At 59.6% G+C, this 25,751-nt stretch carries 23 protein-coding genes; 7 read left to right on the forward strand and 16 right to left on the reverse strand.

The window, feature by feature from the left end:
- Positions 1-14: 14 nt before the first annotated feature.
- Positions 15-1,532, forward strand: coding sequence for a carboxylesterase/lipase family protein (locus ACOBR2_RS16870; RefSeq protein ID WP_420237269.1), 1,518 nt, complete (start codon positions 15-17; stop codon positions 1,530-1,532).
- A gap of 2 nt (positions 1,533-1,534) precedes the next feature.
- On the opposite strand, the gene ACOBR2_RS16875 is transcribed toward ACOBR2_RS16870, so the two are convergent.
- The 9 genes from ACOBR2_RS16875 to ACOBR2_RS16915 form a co-directional block, all read right to left on the reverse strand.
- On the reverse strand, positions 1,535-2,206 hold the full coding sequence (locus ACOBR2_RS16875) for an SPOR domain-containing protein (RefSeq protein ID WP_420237270.1): 672 nt from the start codon (positions 2,204-2,206) through the stop codon (positions 1,535-1,537).
- Between the two features lie 182 nt (positions 2,207-2,388).
- On the reverse strand, positions 2,389-3,183 hold the full coding sequence (locus ACOBR2_RS16880; RefSeq protein ID WP_420237271.1) for a slipin family protein: 795 nt from the start codon (positions 3,181-3,183) through the stop codon (positions 2,389-2,391).
- Between the two features lie 111 nt (positions 3,184-3,294).
- Positions 3,295-4,659: an NfeD family protein gene (locus ACOBR2_RS16885; RefSeq protein WP_420237272.1), complete on the reverse strand. Its 1,365-nt coding sequence runs from the start codon at positions 4,657-4,659 to the stop codon at positions 3,295-3,297.
- Between the two features lie 36 nt (positions 4,660-4,695).
- Positions 4,696-6,216, reverse strand: a complete 1,521-nt coding sequence (locus tag ACOBR2_RS16890) for a tetratricopeptide repeat protein (RefSeq protein WP_420237273.1) — start codon at positions 6,214-6,216, stop codon at positions 4,696-4,698.
- A 49-nt stretch (positions 6,217-6,265) separates the two neighbouring features.
- Entirely contained in the window at positions 6,266-6,547 is a 282-nt protein-coding gene (locus tag ACOBR2_RS16895; RefSeq protein ID WP_420237274.1) for a hypothetical protein, read from the reverse strand.
- Positions 6,548-6,549: 2 nt separating this feature from the next.
- Complete coding sequence (locus ACOBR2_RS16900) at positions 6,550-8,172, reverse strand: ArnT family glycosyltransferase (protein ID WP_420237275.1); 1,623 nt, start codon at positions 8,170-8,172, stop codon at positions 6,550-6,552.
- 16 nt (positions 8,173-8,188) lie between these two features.
- Positions 8,189-8,518 carry a DUF3467 domain-containing protein gene (locus ACOBR2_RS16905; RefSeq protein WP_420237276.1) on the reverse strand — a complete coding sequence of 110 codons (330 nt, stop codon included), beginning with the start codon at positions 8,516-8,518 and terminating at the stop codon, positions 8,189-8,191.
- Between the two features lie 59 nt (positions 8,519-8,577).
- Positions 8,578-9,267 carry an endonuclease III domain-containing protein gene (locus tag ACOBR2_RS16910; RefSeq protein ID WP_420237277.1) on the reverse strand — a complete coding sequence of 230 codons (690 nt, stop codon included), beginning with the start codon at positions 9,265-9,267 and terminating at the stop codon, positions 8,578-8,580.
- Between the two features lie 62 nt (positions 9,268-9,329).
- The gene (locus ACOBR2_RS16915; protein WP_420237278.1) at positions 9,330-9,692 is read right to left on the reverse strand and encodes a hypothetical protein; all 363 of its coding nucleotides are present in this window, start codon (positions 9,690-9,692) and stop codon (positions 9,330-9,332) included.
- Positions 9,693-9,759: 67 nt separating this feature from the next.
- On the opposite strand from ACOBR2_RS16915, the gene ACOBR2_RS16920 reads away from it, so the two are divergent.
- Complete coding sequence (locus ACOBR2_RS16920) at positions 9,760-10,182, forward strand: secondary thiamine-phosphate synthase enzyme YjbQ (protein WP_420237279.1); 423 nt, start codon at positions 9,760-9,762, stop codon at positions 10,180-10,182.
- Positions 10,183-10,265: 83 nt separating this feature from the next.
- Here the strand turns inward: ACOBR2_RS16920 and ACOBR2_RS16925 are convergent, their stop codons facing one another.
- The 3 genes from ACOBR2_RS16925 to ACOBR2_RS16935 all read right to left on the reverse strand — a co-directional run bounded on the left by ACOBR2_RS16925 (position 10,266) and on the right by ACOBR2_RS16935 (position 12,287).
- Positions 10,266-11,111, reverse strand: coding sequence for an OmpA family protein (locus tag ACOBR2_RS16925; protein ID WP_420237280.1), 846 nt, complete (start codon positions 11,109-11,111; stop codon positions 10,266-10,268).
- Positions 11,108-11,878 carry a flagellar motor protein gene (locus tag ACOBR2_RS16930; RefSeq protein WP_420237281.1) on the reverse strand — a complete coding sequence of 257 codons (771 nt, stop codon included), beginning with the start codon at positions 11,876-11,878 and terminating at the stop codon, positions 11,108-11,110. The genes ACOBR2_RS16925 and ACOBR2_RS16930 overlap by 4 nt, the downstream gene beginning before the upstream one ends.
- Positions 11,879-11,996: 118 nt before the next feature.
- A complete protein-coding gene (locus ACOBR2_RS16935; RefSeq protein WP_420237282.1) occupies positions 11,997-12,287 on the reverse strand; it encodes a flagellar FlbD family protein in 291 nt (96 codons plus the stop codon).
- A gap of 246 nt (positions 12,288-12,533) precedes the next feature.
- Here ACOBR2_RS16935 and ACOBR2_RS16940 point away from each other — a divergent pair, with 246 nt between their 5' ends.
- From ACOBR2_RS16940 to fliS, 3 genes are all read left to right on the forward strand, one after another.
- Positions 12,534-13,835, forward strand: coding sequence for a flagellin (locus ACOBR2_RS16940; protein WP_420237283.1), 1,302 nt, complete (start codon positions 12,534-12,536; stop codon positions 13,833-13,835).
- Positions 13,836-14,022: 187 nt separating this feature from the next.
- Positions 14,023-16,299 (forward strand): flagellar filament capping protein FliD, encoded by a 2,277-nt coding sequence (gene fliD / locus ACOBR2_RS16945; RefSeq protein WP_420237284.1) that lies wholly within the window; start codon positions 14,023-14,025, stop codon positions 16,297-16,299.
- A 237-nt stretch (positions 16,300-16,536) separates the two neighbouring features.
- Positions 16,537-16,986: a flagellar export chaperone FliS gene (gene fliS, locus ACOBR2_RS16950; protein ID WP_420237285.1), complete on the forward strand. Its 450-nt coding sequence runs from the start codon at positions 16,537-16,539 to the stop codon at positions 16,984-16,986.
- Positions 16,987-17,066: 80 nt separating this feature from the next.
- Here the strand turns inward: fliS and ACOBR2_RS16955 are convergent, their stop codons facing one another.
- From ACOBR2_RS16955 to ACOBR2_RS16970, 4 genes are all read right to left on the reverse strand, one after another.
- Positions 17,067-18,821 (reverse strand): ABC transporter ATP-binding protein, encoded by a 1,755-nt coding sequence (locus ACOBR2_RS16955; protein WP_420237286.1) that lies wholly within the window; start codon positions 18,819-18,821, stop codon positions 17,067-17,069.
- 96 nt (positions 18,822-18,917) lie between these two features.
- Positions 18,918-21,260, reverse strand: coding sequence for an LPS export ABC transporter permease LptG (gene lptG / locus ACOBR2_RS16960; protein ID WP_420237287.1), 2,343 nt, complete (start codon positions 21,258-21,260; stop codon positions 18,918-18,920).
- A 228-nt stretch (positions 21,261-21,488) separates the two neighbouring features.
- Positions 21,489-23,732, reverse strand: coding sequence for a heavy metal translocating P-type ATPase (locus tag ACOBR2_RS16965; RefSeq protein WP_420237288.1), 2,244 nt, complete (start codon positions 23,730-23,732; stop codon positions 21,489-21,491).
- Positions 23,733-23,737: 5 nt separating this feature from the next.
- Complete coding sequence (locus ACOBR2_RS16970; RefSeq protein WP_420237289.1) at positions 23,738-23,947, reverse strand: heavy-metal-associated domain-containing protein; 210 nt, start codon at positions 23,945-23,947, stop codon at positions 23,738-23,740.
- Positions 23,948-24,319: 372 nt separating this feature from the next.
- On the opposite strand from ACOBR2_RS16970, the gene ACOBR2_RS16975 reads away from it, so the two are divergent.
- Both ACOBR2_RS16975 and ACOBR2_RS16980 read left to right on the forward strand, forming a co-directional pair.
- Positions 24,320-24,772 (forward strand): NUDIX hydrolase, encoded by a 453-nt coding sequence (locus ACOBR2_RS16975; RefSeq protein ID WP_420237290.1) that lies wholly within the window; start codon positions 24,320-24,322, stop codon positions 24,770-24,772.
- 22 nt (positions 24,773-24,794) lie between these two features.
- The gene (locus tag ACOBR2_RS16980; RefSeq protein ID WP_420237291.1) at positions 24,795-25,706 is read left to right on the forward strand and encodes an alpha/beta fold hydrolase; all 912 of its coding nucleotides are present in this window, start codon (positions 24,795-24,797) and stop codon (positions 25,704-25,706) included.
- Positions 25,707-25,751 lie beyond the last annotated feature (45 nt).

Here is a 25,751-nt window from a genome sequence, read left to right on the forward strand (position 1 = left end):
AGAAAGAGAAAAAGATGCTCACACGGCGGAGTTTTTTATTGGGTTCGGGCACGGCTGCAGCACTGGCGATGAATCCCGACTGGCTGCATGCTTTTGCCACTGGCGATCCGGTGGTAGTGCGCACCAAAGCAGGCGCACTCTGCGGCGAAGAGCTGGGCGGCGTGCGCATCTTTCGCGGCGTTCCCTTTGCACGGCCACCCATTGGCGCATTGCGCTTTCGCGCACCGGAGCCGATGGAAGCGTGGCAGGGCGTGCGTGACGCCACCACCTTTGCCGCTGCCGCAGTACAGCCCGGCGCGGGCTTTGCGCAGGGTGAAGACTGCCTGGCGCTGAACGTCTGGGCACCGGCCGCCAAGGGATCGTACCCCGTATGGGTGTGGATTCATGGCGGAGGCTTCATTGACGGGCGTTCCTTCGAGCCCATGTTTGACGGCGCAATGTTTGCTTCGGAAGGCGTGGTGATTGTCACCGTGGCCTATCGCCTGGGCGTGATGGGATTCCTGAATGCTGAACCGCTGCTAGGCACTGGTTATGCGAACAGCGCCAACAATGCCCTGCGCGATCTGCTGGCCGCGCTCACATGGGTGAAGGAGAACATCGCCGAGTTCGGCGGCGACCCCGAGCGCGTGACCATCGGAGGACAATCTGCCGGAGCCAAACTGACCGATATTCTGCTGGGTGTGCCCACGGCTGAAAAACTCTTCCAGCAGGCAACCAGCGAAAGCGGCGGTGCCGAGCGCATTGCCACACGCGAAGAGAGCGAGCAGGTGGCCGAGGGCTTTGCCGCACTGTGGCAGAGTGAGACCGGAAGCCCCGCAGCGGCCATCGCCACTGCCCCGGCCGCGCAGTTAATCCATCTGCAGCAGCGCTTCATGGTGGACTGGCCAAAACACTTTCCTCTGCGCGCCATGATCGATGGCACACTGGTTCCACGCAAACCAGTAGAGACGATTCGCGCTGGTTCGAGCATAGGCAAACGGCTGCTGCTGGGCACGGCACACGATGAGAGCGCGATGTTCATCGGACCTCATCCCCAGCACGACGCCACAGCCGCCGAGCTCGGCAACATGACGCTGGAAGCTTTTCTTCCTGTCTATCAAAAGTACAAAGCGCTCTATCCGCTGATGCCTGCGGAACTGCGCCGCATTCGCGCGCTCACGGCCGAGGAGTACTGGGTGCCATCAATGCGGGTTGCGGAGGCGCATGCTGCAGCGGGCGGACGGGCCTTCGTCTACAGGCTGGATCTGGCCGTGGCTGCGGGCGCAGCGCAGGGACTTGTTCCGCATGGACGCGATGTACCGCTGGTGTGGAACCGCCCGCACTTGAAAACACCCGAGGAACTACGCATGGCACTACAGATGCACGATGCGTGGAAGGCATTTCTGAAACATCAGACGCCAGCCGCCGCCGGACTGCCCGCGTGGCCAGGATTCACCCTGCGCGAACGCGCCACCATGCTCATTGACCAGCAGAGCCATGTGGCCGAGCGGCCTGCCGAGGCAGAGTTGAAGCTGTGGGAAGGTGTGCTGTAGAGCTATTGCACCTGCGCATTATAGCCATCGCTGAGCAGCTTCTGCCGCCAGCGGTTGGCTTCATCGCGGCTCGTAAAGGGGCCGATGCGCACATGGATCAGATTGTCGCCTTCGCGGCGCGCGCTCACGGAATAGCCATGTTTGCGTAACGCAGCCACCAGCACATCGCCATCTTCCGGATTGGCAACGGCCGCAATCTGTACCATCAGCGGCGCACTGCCCGCAGCACTCGCAGACGAAGCACTGGTCTGCGGCGCATGTGTGGCGCTCTGCGCAGGAGCAGGCGGCTGAGCCTTCGGTTGTGGCTGCGGTGCGGCCTTGGGCTGCGCACTCGACGGCACGGAAAGCTGTACAGCAGGGAGCGCAGGCTCCTGCGACTGGGGAGCTGGATTTTCTGCAGCGGCCGTTGCTGGAGCAGATGCGGCCTGCGGCTTGGATGATGCTGCGGGTGCGGAAGGCGCGACTGAGGCTGTTTTAGCGGGAGTGCCAGCAGGCAGCGTGACCATGGCGGTAGCACCGTTGCGGCCCACCTCATAGCCCAGCCCAAAGCAAAGACCGCAGAGCAGCACAAGGCCGAAGAAAATCGCCAAAAGTGTGCCTCCGCCAAGTGTCAACTCAGCGTCGCGCCGCCCAGGCTTGCTCTCTTCCGGTCCCTCGTCAAAGTATCCGCGCATGCTTCGTTCCTGTGCTCTCCCCTCTCTGCCACAGAAACTGACCAAGACAGAGAGGAGCCTAGAGCATCTTCTTCATTGATAACTGCTGTACTGCATTTGCAGGGTTGCTTCTTCTATCGACCGAAACCGCAGCCTCACGAGTCCGGAAGATCCGAAGACACACCGCTGCGCCTGCCGCACAATTATTCTGGCTTCCCTACTGTCGGCGGAGCAACCGGAACACTGCTCGTAATCTTGTTCAGAATCGAAAGCAGCTCGATGGGCAGCGGAAAGACGATGGTCGTATTCTTTTCCACGCCGATTTCGGTCAGCGTCTGCAGATAGCGCAACTGCAGCGTCATGGGCTGGGTAGCCAGCAGTGCAGCCGCATCCACCAGCTTTTGCGCGGCTTCGAACTCGCCTCCGGCATGAATGATTTTGGCCCGCTTTTCGCGCTCCGCCTCGGCCTGCTTGGCCATGGCGCGCAGCATCTGTTCGGGAAGGTCCACCTGCTTTACCTCAACCGACGCCACCTTCACGCCAAAGGGCTCAGTGCGCTGGTCGATGATGCTCTGGATGCGCAGATTGAGCTTGTCGCGATGACTGAGCAATTCATCCAGTTCCACCTCGCCCAGCACCGAACGCAGCGTGGTCTGGGCAAACTGCGAGGTCTGATAGATGTAGTTAGAAACCTTGATGGCCGCATCGTTGGGGTTGACCACATAGAGCGTCACCACGGCATTCACCTTGATGGTGACGTTGTCGCGGGTGATTACGTCCTGCGCTGGAACCTCCAGCACCTCCTGCCGCAGAGAAATGCGCAACATCTGCTGGATAGGCCGGAAGACAAAGATGATGCCCGGACCAGCCGGCGCCTTGCTGACGCGGCCCAGCGTGAAGATGACGGCGCGTTCGTACTCGCGCAGGATCTTGATGCAGTTGGCAAAATAGAGCACAACAATGGCCGCAAGAATCAGTACCGGCATCAATGCATCCATAAAAGAAACCTCGTTTTCTCAGACGGAATGCCTGCCTGCACCGCACGCAAATCTAGCCTGCAACGGCGCGGACAAACAACCTCTGTCGCAGGGATTGTACTCCCGGGCCACTCAGGCGTGGGAGTCCCCTGTTTGATCTGTAGGTGCGGCTTTCACCACCAGAAGGTTCTGGCGGTGCGCCACAACGCGAAGCGGTGCGCCTTGGGCGATGGGTTGGGCGGAGATTCCGCGCCAAATTTCTCCCTCCACCTGCACATGGCCCTCAGGGGCAAGCGGTTCCATGGCCACGGCCATGGAACCAACCATGGCGTCAATGCCCAGCAGGGTCTTGCGATGGCGGGCACGCACGGCAATGCGTAGCAGAAAGATGGTAATGCCGCCAAAGCCCGCGCCCACGGCCAGTGCCACCCACGGGCTTACCGCCAGCTCCGGAACCGGAGCCGCCACCAGCGTTAGGGTTCCAAAGACCAGCGCCAGCAGGCCAACCAGGGCCAGCACACCGTGACCGCCAAACTTGGCCTCCAGCACGAGCAAAATTGCCGCAGCCAGCAGCAGCAGAACCGCCGTAAAACGCACCGGCAGCAGATTGAGCGCAAAGATGGCGGTAAGCACCATCAGCGTACCCAGCGCACCGGGAACAATCGTGCCGGGAGCGTTGAACTCCAGATAGATAAGCAACCCGCCGCCCACCAGCAGCAGCAGGGCGATGTTGGGGTTCATCAACCACCCCAGCAGGCGGTCGCGCACCGTGGGTTCCACGGCTTCCATCCGAAAATTGGCCGTGTGCAGTACCTGCGTGGAACCGTCCAGGCGGGTAATTGTGCGGCCATTAAGTTGCGCCAGCAGATCGGCGTCATCGCGGGCCACCAGATCCACCAGCCGCTGCTGCAGAGCCTCCTCGGCCGTAAAGGAGAGCGAATCATGCACCGCACTCTGGGCCACATCCGCGTTGCGGTTGCGATGGGTGACGTAGGAACGCAAAAAGGCTTCGGCGTCGTTGGTCACCTTGTGGGCCATGGTCTCGTCCATCGCGCCCATTTCGCTTACTGGATGCGCCGCTCCGGCGTTGGTGCCAGGGGCCATGGCGGCCACATCTGCCGCCTCCAGCAAAAAGAATCCGGCCGAACCCGCACGAGATCCGGCAGGAGCGACGAAGACTGCGACGGGAACTCGCGAGGACAGAATCGCACCGCCCATGGTGCGCGTGGAATCCAGCAACCCGCCGGGGGTATTCAGCTCAACGAGCAGCAGCGCCGCACCTTCGCGGTTGGCGCGGTCGATGGAACGTTGCAATTCATCCTCGGTAATGGGCTGGATTGTGTCGTCGAGGGTGAGTTTGACGACCAGTGGTCGAGGGTCTGCCTGTTGGGCTACGGCGGAAGCCCGGAAGAGCAGGCCCGTCGCGACCAGACCCCATGGAAGAAGAGCCAGCAGAGTAATGACCAAAGAAAAGAACCGACGCATACGCAGCTTCATGCAAAGCTCCTCTGGGATTGCCGCCGGCTCTTTTCCCTACTTGTTCTGCCCTGTATGATCTGCCGTCTGTTTGAGCAGATCCTGAGCGGCGGAGTTGGCAGGCTCCAGTTTGAGCGCGATCTGAGCTTCCTTGCGGGCGTCCTCGATTGCGCCGGAGCGCTCGCGAATCTCTGCCAGTCCCACATGCGCTGCGGCCAGACGTTCATTGTCACTGATGGCAGCCTGAAAAAGCCGCTCCGCCTCCAGCAACTGTCCACGGTCAAGATATTGGCCGGCCTGCGCGACCAGCTTGCGAGCGCGATCCACAGGCGCAAGAGCGGCCATGCGCTGCTCGTCCATCTGATCCATCATCTGCGCAGCCTGACGGAAAGCGGCCTCATCGAAGGTGCGCTCGATGCGTTCGAGCGGCTCAAGCGTCGCATCGGAAACCCCGTTCTGCGACTTCCAGGCTGCCATCAACGACTGTGCTTCGTAGTCGGCTGGATGCAGCTTGAGCGCCTGCGCCAGCTCATTGATCGCGCCTGCCATCTGATTGTGGCGCTTGAGGCTGATAGCCAGATTGAAGTGATAGTCGGCCGAAGAAGGATCGGCAGCCTCCGCCTTGATGAACAGATCGGTTCCGTCGTGATTCTGGCGGCTAACGGCCACGCCCTGATTGTTGAGCACCTCGGCCAGCGGCAGCAGATGAGCCACGGCGGCAAAGGACTGCTCTGAACCCGGGTAATCGCCGCTGAACAGCTGCGAAATGCCGCGATAAAAGCTGGCTTCCAGCGCATCGCGGTCGTCACGGCCTACCTTGGCAAAGGTGGCAGCAGCCTCGTCGTACTTCTGCATGTTGTACTGTTCGCGCCCGAGCGCCATCCATGCCGCACCAAAGGCAGGATTAAGCTGTACGGCCTGCTGCAGATGACGCAGACGCTCCGCCTGATCCTGCTCCGTCACGCCACGAATGTACTGCTCGTAGGCGTCTACGCGAATGTCTTTGCCGGCGGCGATGAAGGTTTCTTGCGCCACGTTCAACTTGGGATCAAGCTGGCGGGTAAGCTTCCAGGCCAGAACGTCAAAAACCTCGACCATGGAACGCATGGGCCCAGTTGCCCGGACTGGCTCGCTCATGCGCAGGTTGGTCAGATTCACAATGCGTGCTTCTGCCACCAGATTCGAACCATCGGTCAGAAAACTGCCCACGACGATGGAGTCCGCGTCCAGCGTCTGAGCCAGCTTGATGGAGCTGGCACGGGAGGGCTGAAAGTTTTCCGGCAACCCCAGATGGTCGAGTGCATAGCGGCGGTCGGTGCGGCGCATGGGCGCAAAACCGGCTGAACCAAAGCGGCGGCCCAACAGATCGGCAGCGGCCTCGCGTATCCATTCCAGACTGGGCTGGCCACTGCGATTGTCAAAAGGCAGCACCAGCAGGATACGGCCGCGATCCTGGGCGGAGGATTCCGCCACATCAGCAGCCTGAGCCTGCGCCGGCAGCACCGGAGCAAGCGTGAAAACAAGAACCATGGCCGCCAGAGCGGCACGCAGCGGGCGCGATGAAAGATGTGTACTCACGTCTTAGCGATTATAGGCGCTTGGCCGCTTGCGGCGCGCCCCAATCGCTCTATCTGCTCAACGGATCAGTCGACTTTTCCGGCAGCTTGTTCTGCACGCAGGCAGAGGCACAACGCTTCCGCCCCCTCCGGCAAACCCTCCACGCCCATAACAGCACCACCAGCCACCAAATACCCGCCAAAAACCAGCGCAGCAGAGAAACTTCGCCATTCTTCCCTGCGGAGTGCATGGCCGAATCCGTAAACAGTATGGCCGCCAACAGAGCCAGCAGCGCCCGGGCAATGTCCCCTTTGCGCGACGGCGGATTCACACTACAGCAACAGGACGACATGGCTACTCTCCTGCGGAAACTGGCAGGGAGACCAGAGCTGGCAGCAGGTTCTGCGCTTCAATCTGACGATCAAAGCGGATCAGCGCCACCCACATTCCCTGCTCTTCCCGCTTCCAGACCAGTGTGCCATGCAATTGCACAGCTATGGCCTCAGGCGGAAGGTCGCTGTGCAGACCGAAGTAGCGCTCGTCTAGCGCCCGGCTGCGGGCTCCCAGCGTAAAAACAGGAGAAACCGGAGCGTACTTGGTGGAAAAAACCAGCGCCGTCGAATAGCGTTCCGGCTCGGCTTCGGCCTTGGCCACCTGCCCAGAGCTGAAGTCGTCAATCGACACTACGTCGAAGGGCTGCTTCACGTAGCCCAATTCAGGGCGATTCAGCTCGTCGGTCATGGGCCAGGCCGAGAGCACGGTCGAATCAGGATAGCGCTGCTGCAGCTGGGCAATGCCCTCCTGATGCAGGCGTACAAAGCGGGCGTAGGCCAGATTGTCTTCCGGCGCAAAGCCGTAAGGCGGATTCACGAACAGACCCAGCACAAATCCTGCCGCCGACACTCCGGCCAGCGCATGCCAATAGGGTGCGCGGCGATAAAGAATGGTAATTGCCAGCAACAGCACCAGCGGAAACATGGGCAGCAGATAGCGGGTCAGCAGAGCTCCGCCCAGCAGACTGAAGAAGACGCTCTCGGCCAGCAACAGCGCAAGAATGCGGCGCAGCACAACCCGGTCAATGCGGGCGCGATCATGCCCATCGCCGTCTGGTCGGGGCGCCAGCAACAGCGCGGCCGCTGCCATCAGAACCGGCACAAACAGGTTCATGTGCGCGGTCAGGTGCAGCACCCGATGGCCAAAAGCCGCCAGAAACCTCAGCGGAGAAAGATTGGCCTGAGCGTTGTAGCGTAAAAATTCAGGATTGCCAAAAAGGAAGCCGGTTTTGGCGCGATGGTAAGCGTACCAGCCCATCAGCGGCAGCACTGCGGCAGCCAGCCAGAACGCCTCCTGCAGACGGCGCAAGCGGGCCGAGCCATGCAGTTGCAGGCATTCGAGCACGGCCAGCGCGGAAAGCGTTAGCGGCAGCGCAATGGAGGTTTCCTTGCTGAGCGCGGCGGCGGCAAACCATATGGCAGCCAGCGGCGCATTGCGCTGGCGCTGGGGCAGCACGTACACCATACCCCACAGTGCGCAGGCAGCAGCAAAAATATCCGCATGCGCCAGCGTGCTCTGCGCAAACCACACCGGATAGAGCGCGGTCAGCAGCACCGTCCAAAAGGCCACCGTAAACACGCCCACCAACCGCATGGCAATGCGCCCCACGGCCAGCAGGCCCAGCGAGGCCACCAACAGCACAGCCACACGCGTTACCAGCGGGCTAAAACCTGCCAGCTTCCAGCAGAGCGCCAGATAAACACTGGGCAGCGGCGGATGCGCATTCGTCAGCGTACTGATGGGAATCAGCGAACCGGTGCGGAAAAAATCCCAAGCCGCCGGAATGTAGTAGCCAGCCTCATCCCAGAAGTAGGGCAGGCTGAGCAGCGCTGCATGGGTCAGCAGCAGCGCCACGAAAATAACCGGAAAGGCCCTCCAGGCATAGCTCAGAGTTCCGGGGCGCTGATCGAACAATCGTTTCACGTGCACGCCTTCGCCCCTAGTTCACCGGCCCCTGGGGCAGGTTGGGCGGAAGATTGGTGCCCTGCGGCTCCAGCTTGATCGCGCCAAAGGCCTGCTCATACTGCGCCAGATGCTGGCCAAGCACGTTGAACAGAACCTTGGCCTGCTGCGGGCTCAAAAACACGCCGCTCTGATTGGTAATCTGGACCGCATCAGGGCCGTCCGGCGAGGCCACGCCAAAAACAACCTGGAAATCGAGAACGCTGGAGCGAACCTGCACGCTGTTGGTGTAAGTCTCGCGGTAGTCGACAGCCTGGATAACTTTCATCTTCTGCGTGGGCTGATTCTGCGGATTATTGGTGCTCATGTCTTCCAGCTTACGATGCCAGACCGGGCTGGACGAACCTTCCCGGAGGAAAACCTGCTTCAAGCCAGGTCGAAGGCCAGAGGACAACCCTTGCAATTTGCCGTCCGGCCGCAGTGTGCCTTGCCCACCGCCACGCTCAACGCATGGAATTCGTTGTAAAGCCGGGCCCTCGTCTCTTCCGGATCGCCCGCAAAAGCCGCCTGCGTCAGCTCCGTCAGCTCTTCATAACCAATATTTTTGCTGGTTCTGGTCCGCAGGCCGTGGCGCTCCACAATTCTGCGCAGATATTCGTCGGCCATGGGCACGGCGTGGCCCAAGGCATAAAGCAGAATCGCATCGGCCGTCTCCGGCCCCACTCCAGGCAGATCAAGTAACTGCTTGCGCAACGCTGCAGTGGGCGCGGCAGCCATGGCTGCGAGCGATCCGCCGTAGCTCTCGTCCAGAAGCGACAAAAATGCTTTGAGCGAAGGCGCCTTGCGCGTATAAAACCCCGCAGGCTGAATCAGCCGCCGCAGCTCTTCGAGCGAGAGCGCCCGCAACCCCTCAAGGTTGAGCGCACCTGCCACCCGCAGATTCTCAAGCGCACGCTCGACCGCCTTCCACGAGGTGTTCTGCGTCAAATACGCACCTAAAATCACCTCAAAGCTGGTTTGGGCAGGCCACCAGTGCTGCTCCTCGTAGGCGGCAAACAGGCGATCATGCAAACGACGCAGACGGCGCTCGGCAGGCTCTTTTTTGGCCACGCTCATTGAAAAACCTCATTGCCGAGAATGAGAAACAAGGCCGCGCTCTTTTGTACTCCGGGGGCAAGCTACTGCTGTCTTTCCACAAGCAGGGCATGAGCGCGCGCGGCCGCCTTTTGGGCTGGCTCACACATTCCCGCAGCTTGCAGGCTCAAGGCCAGCGCGGTATGTGACAACGGATCCTTGGAGGCAAGAATACTGAGCGCCAGCGCCCCCCGCAGCGCAGCCTGCAAGCGCCCGGCCAACCGCAGCGCCAACACATGTCCATGGTGCGCCACAAGATTGTCGAAGTCGGCGTCAATGGCCGCGCGAAAGCTGTGCGCCGCACGCAATGGCTCCCCGGCCAGCAACTCCGCCACCCCCCGCTCCAGCCAGAACACCGAAGTCGCCCTGTCGGCTGGCGCGGTACGAATTGTCTCGTCAAATACCATGGCCTTCCCTAGCATAGTAGACGAGCTTTCCGCGGAGAGCTGTTCTCTGTTCTAAGGAGCGATGCGCATGGGCATGAAGAGTCATACCGAATATCTGGTCTTTGAAACCCGCAAGGTGCGGGAGATGGTCCACATCACCGACAAGGTGGAAGAGGTCGTCCAGCGCTCGGGCGTGCAGGACGGTCTGTGCTTTGTGTCGCCCATGCACATCACCGCTGCCGTCTACGTGAACGACCACGAAAGCGGACTGATCGAGGACATTGGCAAGTGGTTGGAGGAGTTGGCTCCGGCGCGGCCCGATTACAAACATCATCAGACCGGCGAAGACAATGGCGATGCGCATCTGAAGTCGCTTCTGCTGCATCATGAAACAACCCTGCCCGTCACCAACGGCCGACTCGACCTGGGCACATGGCAGCGCATCTTCTACGCCGAGTTCGACGGTCAGCGGCGCAAACGGATCATCGTCAAGGTTCTGGGCATCGAATAGGGTTAAAAGCACATAAAAAGAGCGCCCTTGCGTGAAAGCAACGGCGCTCTTTTTTCTGTTTCCAGGTCAGGTTACACGCCTGGTTAGTCCCCATCGGTAATTTTGCGCCATGCACCGGGAGGTGAAGAGGATCCACCCAACTTTTGATCGCCGGCAAAGTTGACGGCCGTACGCGGCATCACGACAAGATCGACGCGACGGTTCTGGGCACGCCCCTCCGGCGTGTCGTTACCGGCCACAGGATGAAATTCCGCATACCCCGCCGCTGAAATACGGTCTGAAGGAATTGCCTTCAAGCCGAGAATCATGCGGGCAATCCGCGTGGAGCGAGCCGTAGAAAGCTCCCAGTTGGAATCAAACTCGGCACTGTGCATCGGCACATTGTCGGTGTGCCCTTCCACGCGCAGATCGTAGGGTGTCTGGCTAAGTTGCGCAGCAATCTTGGCCAGTGTTTGCACGGTCTCCGGTTTGGGCGTGGCCGAGCCGGAAGCAAAAAAACCCGCCTCGCGCAAGCTGATCACCAACCCATCGCGGCCCATCTTGATGGAAACCGTGTGAGTAGCCACTTCATGCGAAAGCGTCTGTTGCAGTTGGCGCTGCATGTGATCCAGGTCATGCTTGACCTGCGCTGGAGCCAGCACATCTTCGCCCATGACAATGTTCATGGGAATGGCGGCCTTCTCACGACCGTCGGCCGTGCTGGCCTGCTCACCCGCCGACTTGTTGTTCGGAGAGCGCGTAGAGGAAGGAAACAGCCCCAACGCGCGGAAAGCCTCATCGATGGAACCCGAAACCTGCACTTCCTTCTGCTGCTGGCGCGAAACCGCGTACATCACCACAAACAGGGCGAACAGCAGCGTCACGAAGTCAGCATAGGAAACCATCCACCGCTCGTTGTTCGCGTGACCACCTTTTCTTCGTGAGCTCATGCGGCGGCTTCTTTCTTGCTAGCTTCCTGATCAACAAATCCGGCCAGTTTGACCTCCAGCATGCGTGGGTTAATGCCTTCGAGGATGGAAATAACAGCTTCCAGCATCATCTCGCGGCGGCGATGCTGGTCATGAATGCGCAAGCGCATTTTGCCAGCAAAGGGCAGGAAGAAAAGGTTGGCGATTCCCACGCCATACAGGGTGGCCACAAAGGCTACCGCAATGCCGCGGCCCACTTCCGAAATGTTGTCCAGATGCTGCATGACCTGGATAAGTCCCAGAACCGCGCCCAGAATGCCGATGGTGGGCGAAAATCCTCCGGCCGACTCGAAAACGGAGGGAAGCCGTTCTTCGTTTTCAACCGCCGATTCCAGACTGACGTGCATGATCTTGCGCAGTTCGGCCGGTTCAGTACCATCGACAGCCAGCATCAGAGACTGTTTCAGAAACGGATCCTGAAGAGTCTGCAGATCGGAATCGAGCGAGACCACGCCATTGCGCCGGGCCTTGTTGGCAAACGACACCAGCAGATCAATCAACTGTTTGTCATGCTTGCGCGGAGCGGCAAAGATGTGCCCCAACGCGCCGAATGCCTTGATGACCGTGGCAAGAGGAAACTGTAGTAGAACTGCACCCATGGTGCCGCCAAAGACAATCAGCGCCGCCGTCGGTTGCATAATCTGGCCAAGGTTGCCGCCCTCGATCAAAAGGCCGGTAATAATGCCTGCAACTGCTAAAAAGACTCCCGCAATACTGCCCTTATCCATATCTCTTCTACTCCAGAAAAGCTGAGGCGGGTCTGCGCCGGCTCCACTCCCTCAGCTTTTCCAGTTAGTTTCCGGTTCTGGCCCTGCGACGCACCGGAGTTATTTTTAGTACGCAAGATTAGATCTGGCCGGGTTTGCGATCCTGCTGGCGACTTCCGGCTACATCCGCGCTGCTGATGGCGGCCAGACGCACAAGAGGAGCTGGGTCGGGCATACGCCGCGCTACCTCGGCAAGAAGTCTGGCGCGATACTCCAGAATCTTCTCGATTACTGTGGCCGTGTCTTCACGTACGATCAGCTTCTCTCCATTGATGAGAGTCAGCATCGTATCGGGCGAAGATTCAGCTGTCTTGATCAGATCACTATTGATCATCATGGGGCTTCCGTTCAATCGGGTCAGTTCGATCATGGACCGGGACTCCTTCGCGGTAGGTATCGGCGTGTAGGAGAAAAAAGTTAAAAAATTAGAAACAAAGAGGCAAACTGTCCTTAGCCGATACACAAATGGGGGGTAAATAAAGTCCGGAAGCCGCAGGCCGAAAAAGGGGCCAGATGCAATCGGAACCGGACCGAAGGAAGTCACCCAGGGAATAAAAAAATGGGGGCAAGTTCGGGGCAGGAACCGTAAATCACTGCATCCCACAAGGAGAACCCCATGTCCCTGGGTGTTTTGAATAACCTGAATGCGGCTTATGCCGAGTACAACCTGAACAACACCAACAACGGTCTGTCGAAGACGTTGCAGCAGTTGTCCTCCGGTTCCAAGATCAACTCTGGCGCGGATGATGCCGCCGGCCTTTCGCTGGTCAATGGTTTGCAGTCCAACCAGCAGGCCCTGAGCCAGTCCACCACCAACGCGACTGAAGGCGTGGGCCTTCTGCAGGTTGCCGATGGTGCCCTTTCGCAAGTGACGAGCCTGCTTAACCGTGCCGTAACGCTGGCCACCGAGGTCTCCAACGGCACCCTTAACTCCAGCCAGCAGTCGGCTGCGAACCAGGAATATCAGTCGATCCTGTCGGAAATCTCGAACATCGGTTCGACGACGACCTACAACCAGAATCAGGTCTTCGGCGGTCCCGATGTCTCGATCTACGTCGGTGACTCCAGCGCGGGCGGTTCTTCGGTTGACTCGCTGCACTTTGCCACGGTCAGCAGCTCCAGCGTGGGCGATGCCGGCGGCAAGATCAACTACAGCCAGGGCCAGGGCGTCTTCCAGGATGTAACCAAGGGTGGATCCCAGGTGGCATCTGCCAACGATCTGGTGGGTGCCGGACAGAACATCACCGTCACCGGCTACGATGCGGATTCGGGCAAGGCTTTCACGGCCTACCAGTACACCACCAATGCCACCGACACGATGAGCACCATCGTCAACAAGGTCAACTCCGCAGGTCTCGGCCTGGTAGCCAGCGTACAGACCAGCGAGCAGGCGACCGGCGACACCTCGACCACCGGTCGTGATCTGGGCATCGAAGTGCGCGGCAACATCTCCGCCGACAACGCTCCGACAGCCGTGGGTACCTTCCAGCTGAGCCAGGTTACGCTGAAGGATCAGGCAGACTCCGGTGCTACAGGCGCAGCTTCTATCCAGTCCGGCATCGGCACCGCGCAGATCAGCTACACCTCCAAGGTCGGCGGAGCCGCCAACCTGACCACCTATGACCTGTCCAGCCAGTCCAACGCCCAGAGCGCGCTGACGGTGCTCAACAAGGCAATCGCCAACGTTGCAGCCCAGGACGGCTACATTGGTGCACAGATCAACACCCTGAACGCTGTCACCAACGTGATCAGCACCCAGCAGGAAAACATCCAGTCGGCTCAGAATGCCGTACAGGCTACCGACTACGCCACCGCTTCGTCGAACATGTCGAAGTACGAGATCCTCAGCCAGACCGGCATCTCGGCCCTGGCGCAGGCCAACAGCATCCAGCAGGAAGTCACCAAGCTTCTCCAGTAATCTCTAATCCTCCGCCTCGTCCCACCCAAAAGCTGAGGACGAACGGAGCCAAAACCAGACAAAACCAACAAGGGCGTCCTTACTGGACGCCCTTGTTGCGTTCTGACACCTCTTCCCTGAGAAATTTCAAATCGTTTCCCCTTCTCCCCGGTCCTTCGGCTGCAAGAATTCGGCGTGGGAGGTGCGATTGAATACCGTCGGACTAAATTTCGGGTCTCCAACTGGCGGCAAGGGATTTGACGTCTCGGCCACAGTAGCCTCGATTGTCTCGAACTTGCAGAACGTCGAAACGCCCTGGAAGACCCAACTGTCGAATCTGAAAACCCAAGACACAACCATCTCAAGTCTGGGTACGCTGCTGTCGACGCTGTCGACGGACCTCAGCTCATTAACCGAAGCCAACGGCATCCTTTCAGAGAAGACCGGCTCCAGTTCGAACACCAACGTGCTGGCGCTGGCCTCTGCCTCGAATTCCGCTGCGGCCGGCGCGCATTCGATAGCCGTCAACAGTCTGGCCCAGACTTCCAGCGGCTATCTAGCCGAGGTCTCTGATTCTCAGGCCAAATTGTCTGGCGCGCTGGTACTGCAGGTGGGTACGGCAACAGCGCAAACCATCTCGGTTGATCCCAGCAGCAACACGCTCTCCGGACTGGCCCAGTCGATCAACGCCTCCGGCGTGGGCGTAACCGCCAGCGTACTTTCCGACGCCACAGGGTCACGCCTCAGTCTGGTTTCCGGCACCTCCGGCAAAGACGGCACGCTCTCGATTACCGGCAATACCGTCGGCATTAGCAGCGCGCTCAGCTACAGCAGTGCAGATGAATCCAGCGACGGAATCTCTTCCGGCACACTCGGAAAGGTAAGCAGTCTGGCCACCACACTCTCCGGTTCGCTGACGATTCAGGTTGGTTCGGGCACGGCACAGACCATCTCGATTGGTCCCAACGGCAGCACAATCGCCGGACTGGCTGACTCGATCAACGCGGCAGGCATTGGCGTCACCGCCAAGCTGGTCAACAACGACGACGGAACTTCGAGTCTGAAGTTGACCTCGGGCATTCCGGGAGCAGACGGCGCATTAACGGTAAACTCCTCCATCAGCACCATCACCCCTCCGCTGGACTACACATCGGCGGTAACCGGGGCCGATGCCAGCCTGACGATCGACGGCATCCAGCTTACCAGTGGCTCGAACACGGTCAGCAACCTGATTCCCGGCCTGACCATGCAGTTGCTGGCGCCATCCAGCGCCGACGTACAGGTGGTCATCGCCAACTACACCTCCGGCGCGGAAAGCGCCATGAATCAGTTCGTCAACGATTACAACAAACTGCTGACTGCCATCAACTCTCAGGAAGGCTATGACAGCAGTGGCAACGCCGAACCGTTGTTCGGTTCGCCCACCCTGAGCATGCTGCAACAGGATCTTCTGTCCAGCGTAATCATGCACAATCCCACGGGATACTTCACCTCGGTACCGGCCAACAATGCCACCAAGCTTACCGGCTCGCTGGTGATTCAGGCAGGCACGGCGGATGCGCAGACCATCGCCGTAGACTCCTCGAACGACACGATCGACGGATTAGCCTCTTCAATCAACTCGGCCAACATCGGCGTAGCAGCCGCTGTGGTCAGCAAGAACGGCACTGCGACGCTGACGCTGACCTCGCAGCTCTCTGGCACGGCAGGTGCCCTGAAGGTAAACTCCGACCTGGCAGTGCAGCCCGGCCTGAACTATGCCGACGCCGGCTTTACCACCAGCACCCCCGACAGCGGCAGTATTGGCTCACTCACCTCCAGTGGCGATACGCTGAGCGGCACCATGACGATCACGGTGGGCAAGAATGCGGCACAGACCATCTCGGTCGATCCGGCCAACAACACGCTCAACGGCCTGATGGATTCCATCAATAATGCAGGCATCGGCGTTACTGCTGCGCTAAGCAACGACGGAACCAAGCTGACGCTGACCTCGGACACCCCAGGAACTGCCGGAGCACTGGCTGTCAACTCCAATCTCACCGACACCAGCACCAGTCCGATGAGCTACACCAACTCCTCCGACATCAACACAATCAGTGGACTGGGCATATCGAGCAACAACAATGGCACCATCCAACTGGATGCATCCGCGCTTGATTCCAAGCTGAACACTGACTTCAAAAGCGTACAGGCCCTGTTTCAGAACGCCAACAGTTGGGGCCAAAGCGTCTACGGCATGCTCAACAACGCAAGTTCCAGTTCCAACCTGGGCATGATGGCCATGGCACTGCGCTCCAACGCCAACACGGAGTCAACACTCAATGCCGACATCTCGCGCGAAGAGACCCAGATTGCCAGCGAACAAAAGCGCATCACGGGGCAATTAACCAAAGCCAATGAAGTTCTGCAGGATATTCCCTCGCAGGTGTCGGAGGTTAACGAAATCTACTCGGCCATCTCTGGCTATAACCAGAAGGGGTAAGGCATTTTCGGAGTTGCAGTAGACCAGAGAAGCGCTCGTCAGTGGCTTTTTTCATTCAGAAAAAGCCACTCCGAAGCACGCTTGAAAAGTCTATATGTCTTCCGAAGATGCTCTAAAGCTTCTACCGCATCCACGACAGGGCTTGCAAACAAAGACAGAAGCCCATCAAGAGCGGCGAACTGGACAAGATGGGAAGTTAGACGGCACCGACGGCGTCGTCCTCAGGAGCAGCACAGAATGGGAAATTATCAGGAACACGCGCTCGAAGGCGCCTCTGCAGTGGATCTTGTAGTGGCTCTTTACGACGGAATTATCCGCTTTCTGTACGCGGCCGTAGCCTCAGTTGAGCGCGGCGATACGGACGGACGCCGGGCAGCGGTCAAGCGTGCGCTCGACATCATTATTCACCTGCAGGCGCGGCTGCGCATGGACGTGGGCGGAAAACCGGCGCAGGCTCTAAGCGAGTTCTACGCATCAATCTTCGCGCAGATTCTGCAAGCTTCGCAATCTGCCTCAAGCAGCAAGTTTGAACATGCGATTGACTGCGTACGCAACGTGCGCGATGCCTGGCGCGAAGTGGCCAAGGATCCTTCGCTGAATCCATCTCCCTCCCAGACAGGTGGGCAGCAGGCCTTTGGCATGGGAGACTACGAAGTACCCAGTGGCGGTTCGCACTGGAATGCCTGATTTTTCTTTCCGCTGTGCGCTGTTGCTCTACTGCAACAGCGCACAGCGGAAAGCATAAACATAGACACATTCAATAAAAATCAGTTCGTAACGGTCAGTTCTTCTTCCAACTGTTGCTTCTGATACAACCCCGCATAATAGCCGTTGCGAGCAATCAGCTCGTCGTGGCTGCCCAGTTCGACAATGCGTCCGTGGTTGAGCACGGCGATCTGGTCGGCGTTGCGCACCGTCGATACGCGATGCGAAATCAGGAGTGTGGTGGATTCCGTTGTGTAGCTGCGCAACCCGCCCAGAATGCGCTCTTCGGTGTAGGTATCAACCGAGGCCAGAGCATCATCGAGGATAAGAATTGAGGGCCGCCGCAGCAGTGCGCGGGCAATGGACGAGCGCTGCTTCTGTCCACCGGAAAGCGTCACGCCGCGCTCACCAACGACCGTTTCAAAGCCCTCGGGAAACTCCTCGAACTCCGCACGGATGTGGGCGGCCTCGGCAGCCTTGAGCATCTCTTCGTTGCCTGCATCGGGTGCGCCAAAGAGAAGATTTTCGCGGATGCTCTCGCTGAACAGGAAGGTCTCCTGTGGCACCATACCGATGTTTTTACGCAGCACGGCCAGCGGATACTCCCGCACCGGACGGCCATCAATGAGCAGCGCACCATCGGGCGCATCGTAAAGCCGTGCCAGCAGGCTGACCAGTGTAGATTTTCCCGATCCGGTGGGGCCGACGATGGCCAGACTGGAACCGGCAGGAATCTTCAGCGAAACGCCGTCGAGAACCTTGGTTTCTCCATAGCTGAAGTCAAGATTCCTGAACTCGATCTCACCCTTCAACACCGTCTCCGGCCCAATCGAAGCATCTGCCCCGTGATCATCGATGGAAGGTACACTGCGCAGCAGTTCATCGATGCGTTTGACCGATGCAGTGCCGCGCTGAAAGATGTTGATGACCCAACCGATGGCGATAATCGGCCAGGTGAGCAGAATCATGAAGGTGTTGAACTCGACGAACTGGCCCACCGTGATGCCGTGCGCAGTAACCAGTCTTCCGCCCGCCACCAGCGTAATGATCATCGCCAGACCCAGAATGAATTCCAGCGAAGGCCAGAGCATGCCCATCAGCTGAACCAGCTTGAGCGCGCGGCCGATGTACTCGCGATTGAGCCGTTCAAAGAGCTTGACCTGGGATTCTTCACGGGCGAAAGCGCGGATCAGGCGCGCACCGGAAAAGTTTTCCTGCGCCTGCGAAGAAATATCACTGAAGCTGGCCTGAATGCGCTCGAAACGCGTGTGGATGCGGCTGCCAAAGTACTGGATGAGGATGCTGGCCAGCGGCATGGGAGCCCACGCCACCAGCGTCAGCCAGGGACTGATGCGCAGCACAAAATACAGAGCGCCGACGGTAAAAAAAAGGGTATTGACGCTATACATGAGCGCCGGCCCCAGCAACATGCGCACCGCATTCAGATCATTGGTCATGCGGGCCATGATGTCGCCAGTGCGATAGGTCTGGTAAAAACCCGAGTCCTGCGCCTCCAGCTTGCGGAAAAGGTCGTTGCGCAGATCCACTTCAATGTCGCGTGAAATGCCGATCAGGATCCAGCGTTGCGCGTAGAGGAAGATGCCTTTGAGGAGCGAAATGCCCACCAACAACCCGGCAAAAAGCAGAATCGTGTTGCGCGTAGCCTCATGCTTCTGCATGGCGTCGATGGCTTTTTCAAGCACGCGCGGAAACTGCACCCAGATGGCGTTGGTGCAGACGCAGGAAAGAATGCCTGCAACATACCCCCAGCGGTAGCGGCGCATGTATCCGAAGAGTGGGCGTAAATCGCGAAACATGCTTTTATTGTACGGGGTGCGGAGCCGGGATGCGGAAGCGCATCTGCTTTCGCCCGGAATCCTGCGCCCGAGAATCCGTCCGGTTCAGGATTTTTCCTATGTGGGCGTACGCAGCAGCAGATAGCCGCCCGTCAGCCCGAAGAGCACATCGGCCGACCATGCCGCCATGGCTGCGGGCAAATAGTTTACGTTGCCCATCGCGCCAAAGGCATTATCAACAACCCAATAGCTGAGCGCCACAGCAATGGCTATGGCAATCGCAGCCAGTGAGCCACGACGTCCCATGGAAAGTGCAAAGGGAATGGCCAGCATGGCCATCACCACAGCCACCAGCGGATATGAAACCTTGTGCCACAAGGCCACGCTCAGGCGCTTGGTGTCAAAGCCACTCTGTTGCAGATCGCGAATGTAAACATCCAGCTGATGGAAGTTCATCTCCTGCGATTGCAGGTTTTCCTTCTTGAAGTAGCTGGGATCTTCCTGAATTTCACTGAAAGAGGTTTGCTTGAACTCACGATAGCCGGTGGTTTCAGCACCATTCATCTCGCGGCTCCAGCCATTCTGGAAGCGCCATGTACTACTGTTCTCGTCCCAGGTGGCGCGTCCAGCAAAGATGCGACGAGAGAGAGCGAAAGTCGCTGGATTGAACTCAAAAACCGACAAATTGCCGAACTCGTTGCGATCCGGATCAAAAAACTGGTAGTAGAAGATGCGCCCCGGCTCACCTGGGTGCGTCTGCCCGAAGATCCACTTCTGCTCGGGATGCAGAAAGGTCTGCGGCGGACGACCCTTGATGGTGGCACGCAGCGCCTCCTGCCGACGGTTGGCCTGCGGCAGATAGAAATCGTCGAAGAGAAACAGACTCACCGAAAGAATGGCGGCGATGGAGATGGTAGGAATCACCAGCCGATAAAGGCTGATGCCGGTGGCCTTCATGGCGATGATCTCGCTATTGCGGTTGAGCACGCCAAAGGTGACCAGCGCCGCAATCAGCACCGCCAGCGGCGCAATCTGATAGATCATGCTCGGCGTCAGGTTCACCAGGTAGGCGCCCACCGTAGCCATGGGAATGTGATTGCGAATAATGTCGCCAATCAGATCAAAGAAGGTGAAGACCAGCATGAGCATGACAAACGAGGCCAGCACCAGAACAAACATCAGCAGAAACTCGCGCACCACATACTCATCCAGGATGCGCGGAAAAGCATTGCGCGAACGGTCGCGATTCATGCGGGGTTGCAGCTTACCCAGCATGCGGGTCAGCCAGGAAACCTGCTTCTCTTCAGCTGGATCAACAACCTTGGGAGCACGCGCCGCCCAGGCCATCAGTGAAGCCAGACGATTCCCTCCCGTGGCCATCTGCCAAAGCAGGAACAAACCCACGCTGGCAAAGAGCAGATTGGCTGACCACACAGAAAGCAAGACCGGAATCTTGTTCTGCTTGCCCAGCGCCATACCGGTAGAGGAAAGGAAGTAATAAACAAAAACCAGCAGCACGGTAAAAACAAAGCCCGAGCTTTTGCCACCGCGCCGCGAAGCCACACCCAGCGGCACACCCACCAGCATCAGCACAAGGCAGGCAGCGGGAAACGAAAACCGGCTCTGTAGTTCGAGCTGGTAGCGGCGGCCATCAGGTCCATGCGTCAGTTGCAGCAGGTCACGCATCGGCAAGGCATAGATTGCGGTGTCTGCCCGGCCCACATGCACGTCGCTCTGCGAATTCAGCATGAGCGGCATATCGGTGGTGATGAAAGTGTAAATATTGTATTGGTCCGACTCACCACTCTTGGTCTCGTGCCGCGCCCCATCGCGCAGGCGCATCAACAAAACCTGTGTGGAGTCATTTACCACGGTGGCCGAAGCAGCCGTCGTCACCACCGGCGTAGTGGGATCGGTAACGTCGGCCATAAAAACCTGCCGCCAGTTGGCCGCGCCCGAACCGGAGCGTACGTCCTGCACATACAAAACAAAATTTTTGAAGTCTTCGTAGAAAACGCGCGGCTGAATCTCGTAGCTGGCCTGCGAAGCGCCCAGCGAGTGCTCCATCTCCAGAATGGCGGAGTTGGCCCGCGGCGCCAGATAGAGCGAGTTGCATAACCCCAGCAACATGCCGCCCACAGCCACAATCGAAGCCACGCGCACAAAGTACCAGATGCCAAGCCCCGAGGCGCGCATGGCGATCACCTCGCTGTCAGCCGCCAGACGGCTGAAGCCCAGCAGAACACCCACCAGCACCGACATCGGGATGGTCACCCGCAGCAGGTTGGGCATCATGAACAAAAAGATCTCGACCGCGCTTGAAAAACTGGAGCTGTTGCGTACCACCATTTCCAGCACATGCGGCAAATACGGCATGAACAGAATGAAGGTAAACAGCGCACAGCCGATCAGGGCGTGGGAGAGGACTTCACCGAGAATGTAGCGGGTCAGAATACGCACAGGTTCGCTCTTGGACAAGTGTATCGTGCCGACTGGCAGCAAAACGACCATCCCCGTCAGCAGATTTCAAAATGAAGAAGCGGCAGACTTGTCTGGGAAGTTTTAAAATTGCGAGAATTCAATTTTCCGTGTCAGGGCACGACTTCAGTCGTGCCAAAAAATGCCAAAAATGAGTGGGTTTTAACTCCTGAGTGAAACTTTCTGTTTGTTTTGGTCGAAGATGCATTCTTACTGCTTCCAGCCGCGCAGCCGAAGGCTGTTGCTGAGCACGCAGACCGAACTGAGCGCCATGGCCGCCGCCGCAATCCAGGGCGAAAGCAGAATGTGGAAGGCAGGATAAAAAACACCCGCCGCCAGCGGAATGCCCAGCAGATTGTATCCCACCGCCCAGGCCAGATTCTGGCGCATCACGCCCACCGTAGCGCGAGCCAGCATGAGCGCAGCGGCAATGGACGCGGGCCGCGCATGCAGCAACAGCACATCGCCCGCCTCCTGCGCCAGATCCGCGCCACTGCCCATGGCAATGCCAGCCTCTGCCTGAGCCAGCGCGGCCGCATCGTTGATGCCGTCGCCCACCATGGCCACCCGCAGGCCCGTCTTCTGCAGCGCGCGAATGTGGGCCAGCTTTCCCGCCGGATCCAGCCCGGCCTCCACTTCGTCGATTCCCGCAGCTTTGGCCATGGGCGCGGCCGCCTCAGCCGAGTCGCCGGTAAGCATGAGCACCCGCAAGCCCGCCACACGCAACGCCGCCACGGCCTCTGCCGCATCGGGCCGCAGCGCATCTCGCGCCTCAAACAGACCAGTCACCTTGCCGTCCAGCGCCATCCACAGTTGCGTTGCGCCCGGCTTTTTCTCACGCGCTGGTAGCGGCAGAAAAAACTCCGCAAACAGCGCCGCATTGCCAAGCAAACACTCGCGACCTTCGATGGTCGCGCTCAGTCCACGACCGGGCAGATTCTGCACCGACTCCGCGGTGGGCACTTCCACGCCCAGTTGGCTGGCCCGCTCCAGCAACGCGTGCGCCAGCGGATGGTTCGACTGCGCCTCGGCAGCGGCGGCCATGCGCACCGCTGCCCTTTCGTCCATCTCCGCGAATGCAGTAAAGGACTCCAACACCGGACGGCCCACGGTCAGCGTTCCGGTTTTGTCCAGCACCACCGCGTCCACGTTGGCAAGCCGCTCCAGCGCCTCACCTCCCTTGAAGAGCACGCCCAACTGCGCGCCCCGGCCCACGGCCACGGTCAACGCCGCCGGAACCGCCAACCCCATCGCGCAGGGGCAGGCAATCACCAGCACGGCCACGGTATTGGCCAGCGCCAGTTGCAATGAGTGCGCGGCGACAAGCCAGCCCACAAAAGTGAGCAGCGCCAGCCCCAGCACCACCGGCACAAAAATCGCGCTGGACCGGTCGGCCAGCCGTTCCATGGGAGCGCGCGAGCCCTGCGCCTGCTCCACCATGCGCGTAATCTGCTCAAGCACCGTGGCCTCACCAAGCGACTCCGCCCGGCAAAGCACCACCCCGTCGTAGTTGAGCGACCCGGCCAGCACGCGCCCACCCGGCCCACGCTCCAGCGGCGTACTCTCGCCGGTCAGCATGGACTCGTCCACCGTAGTGCGACCTTCCAGAATCGTCCCGTCCACCGGAATGCGCTCGCCAGCCAGCACCCGTACCGCATCGCCCACCCGCACCTGATCGAGCGGCACAACCGACTCCACCCCGTCCACAACCTTGCGTGCGGTCTGCGCCTTCAGCCGCGTCAGCGAATCCAGCGCAGCCAATGCACGACGGCGGGCGCGACCTTCCAGACTCTTGCCCAGCAGCAGAAAGCCCAGAATCATCAGCACCGCATCAAAATAGACCGACCGGTCTATTGCAGGAGAGACGGTCGCATACGCTGACCAGGAAAAAGCCACGCTGGTTCCCAGGCTCACCAGCGTATTCATATTCGTAGCGCCGTGGCGCAACCCGCGTAGCGCGCTCGCATAGATGGGCCGACCCGCCCACACCAGCAGCATGGCCGTCATGCCCAGCAGCGACCAGCGCAGCACCCCGGCAGGCATCGCGTAGAGCCACGGCATAAGCTGCATCAGCAGATGATCGAACGCACTCATGCCGCCGCTCATGCCCAGAGGCATACCCAGCAGCATGGCCAAAAGTCCCGCAGCCAGCATGACCGTGGCCTGCAGCATCTTGTCTTCTTTGGGGGCGCTCTTGGTTTCGCCAGCACGGGGCAGCACCGCATCGTAGCCCGCCGCGCGGATGGCCTCGACAATCGCCTCGGCCTGCACATGCGCCGGATCAAACTGCACCGTAGCCCGATGCGCCATCAGGTCAACGCGTGCTTCCGTCACACCCGCCGTCGCCTGCAGAGCCTGCTCCACATGATGCTGGCAGGCGGCGCAGCTCATCCCCAACACTGGCAGGGTGAGTTGTTCGGTAACTGGAGACGCTGCGATGAGTGACTCAGCCATGGCGCTTACTCGCCGCGCTGAGCGGTATAGCCGGCCTTGGCCAGCGCCGCAATAGCCGCATCGGCTGCGGCAGTCGGCTCGTCGGCCGTAAGCCGCGCCGCGCCCACCCGCACCTCGTTCACCGTCACGCCTTCCACCACTGCCAGAGCCTGCCCGGCCCGACGCACACACGCGCCGCAGTGCATTCCATCAATCGCCAACGTGAATTCCGCCATATTTCGCCTCTTCTAGCTACTGATGATAGCTGCCGCAAAACGATGCAGGCGGCAAAACAGCTTCCAGCTCCTAGCTCATCCTGCCACCCGAAGCCATATGGACGTTTGTACGCAGTAGTACACCACAGAGAAAACGCGCCGTAGGCGCAACGCAGGGTAGCCCCACGTTTCAACGTGGGGAAAGCGGCCTGGGAGAAGAACAGAGTCCCGTCAGGGACAGCGCAAGAAGCAGGAAGCCGCTTTTTTCGTGCCGATGCAAGCACTGTGCCTTCCCAACGACTACGCCGGTCTAACAAAAAAACAATGCTGCTGTGGTAAGCAAGATGAGCTGGAAGCTGCCTTTCGCGTTATCGTCGAAGGGATTGGAGTGTCATGCAAAGGGAATTTCCAGAAACACCGCTGGTAGGTGTGGGGGCGGTGATTATACGCGATGGCCGCGTGCTGCTGATCAAGCGCGGAACCGAGCCGATGAAGGGTTGCTGGTCGATCCCCGGCGGACTAATTGAGCTAGGCGAGGACCTGCACGATGCGGTACGCCGCGAAACCCGCGAAGAAACCAGCCTGACCATCGAGCCCCTTGAACTCGTCGAGTTGCTCGACCGTATTTACAAAGAAGAAGACCGCGTGCGCTACCATTACGTGATTGCCGATTACCTTTGCCGCGTGGTTGCAGGCGAAGCCCAAGCCGGCAGCGACGCCGCCGCCGTCCGCTGGGCTAGCGTTGAAGAGTGCCAGCCCGGAGGCCTGCTGAATCTGGACCCGATCACCGCGCGCATTGTTCTGGCTGGGTTGAAACAAGCCGCAGCGCACCCTGCATTTGCCTGAATCGCACCGGAGGCCCTTCCGCATGAAACGCATTTTGCTTCGCTCCACGCTCGTTCTGGTTGCTCTGGCACTGCTTGCGGGGCTAGCCTTCTTTTTTCGTCCGATCAGCTGCATGCTCCACTATGCCTACCTGCGCGAGGCGCTCGGCGGCGTGGAAAGCCACACGCTCAGCATCGAAGGCCACACAATGCACTATCTGGTGGAAGGCCCCAAAGACGGTCCCGCCGTCGTGCTGGTGCACGGCCTGGGCGGCAGCGCTGAAGACTGGCGGCAACTTGCTCCACTGCTTGCCAAAGCTGGCTACCGCGTCTACTCGCCGGAGCTCTTCGGCTACGGCCGCAGCGATAAACCCGCCGATTTTTCCTACTCTCCGCAGTCGGAAGCCGATGCCGTCGTCGCTTTTCTTGACGACCTGCATCTTGGGCCCATCAACCTGGGCGGCTGGTCAATGGGTGGCTGGATCGTGCAGCTGATTGCCGCCGAGCACTCCGAGCACGTCCACAAGCTCATCCTCTTCGACTCCGTCGGACTCTACCAACCACCCACCTGGGACACGCGGCTCTTTATTCCCAAAACTGCCAGCGAACTGGATCAGTTGGAGGCGCTGCTCATGCCCCATCCACAGCATGCACCCGGCTTTGTGGTACGCGATATTCTGCGCTTTTCCGAGGAGCGCGGCTGGGTGATTCAGCGCGCACTGAACGCCATGCTCAGCGGCAAGGAGACAACCGACCACCTGCTGCCCACGCTCAAAATGCCGGTGCTCATCGTCTGGGGCACAGCCGACCACATCGCCCCGCTCAGCGAAGGCAGCGCCATGCATGCGCTCATTCCACAATCGGAAATGGTACTGGCTCCAGAGTGCGGCCATCTGGCCCCGCGCCAGTGCGTCAGCACTTATGAGCCTCAACTGGAGGCGTTCTTGAAGCGCTGAGTACCCCCCGCAGAATTTGTGACACAACGCCTTTCCCCGACCACG

Source organism: Telmatobacter bradus, from assembly GCF_048629425.1.
Classification (GTDB): Bacteria; Acidobacteriota; Terriglobia; order Terriglobales; family Acidobacteriaceae; genus Telmatobacter; species Telmatobacter bradus.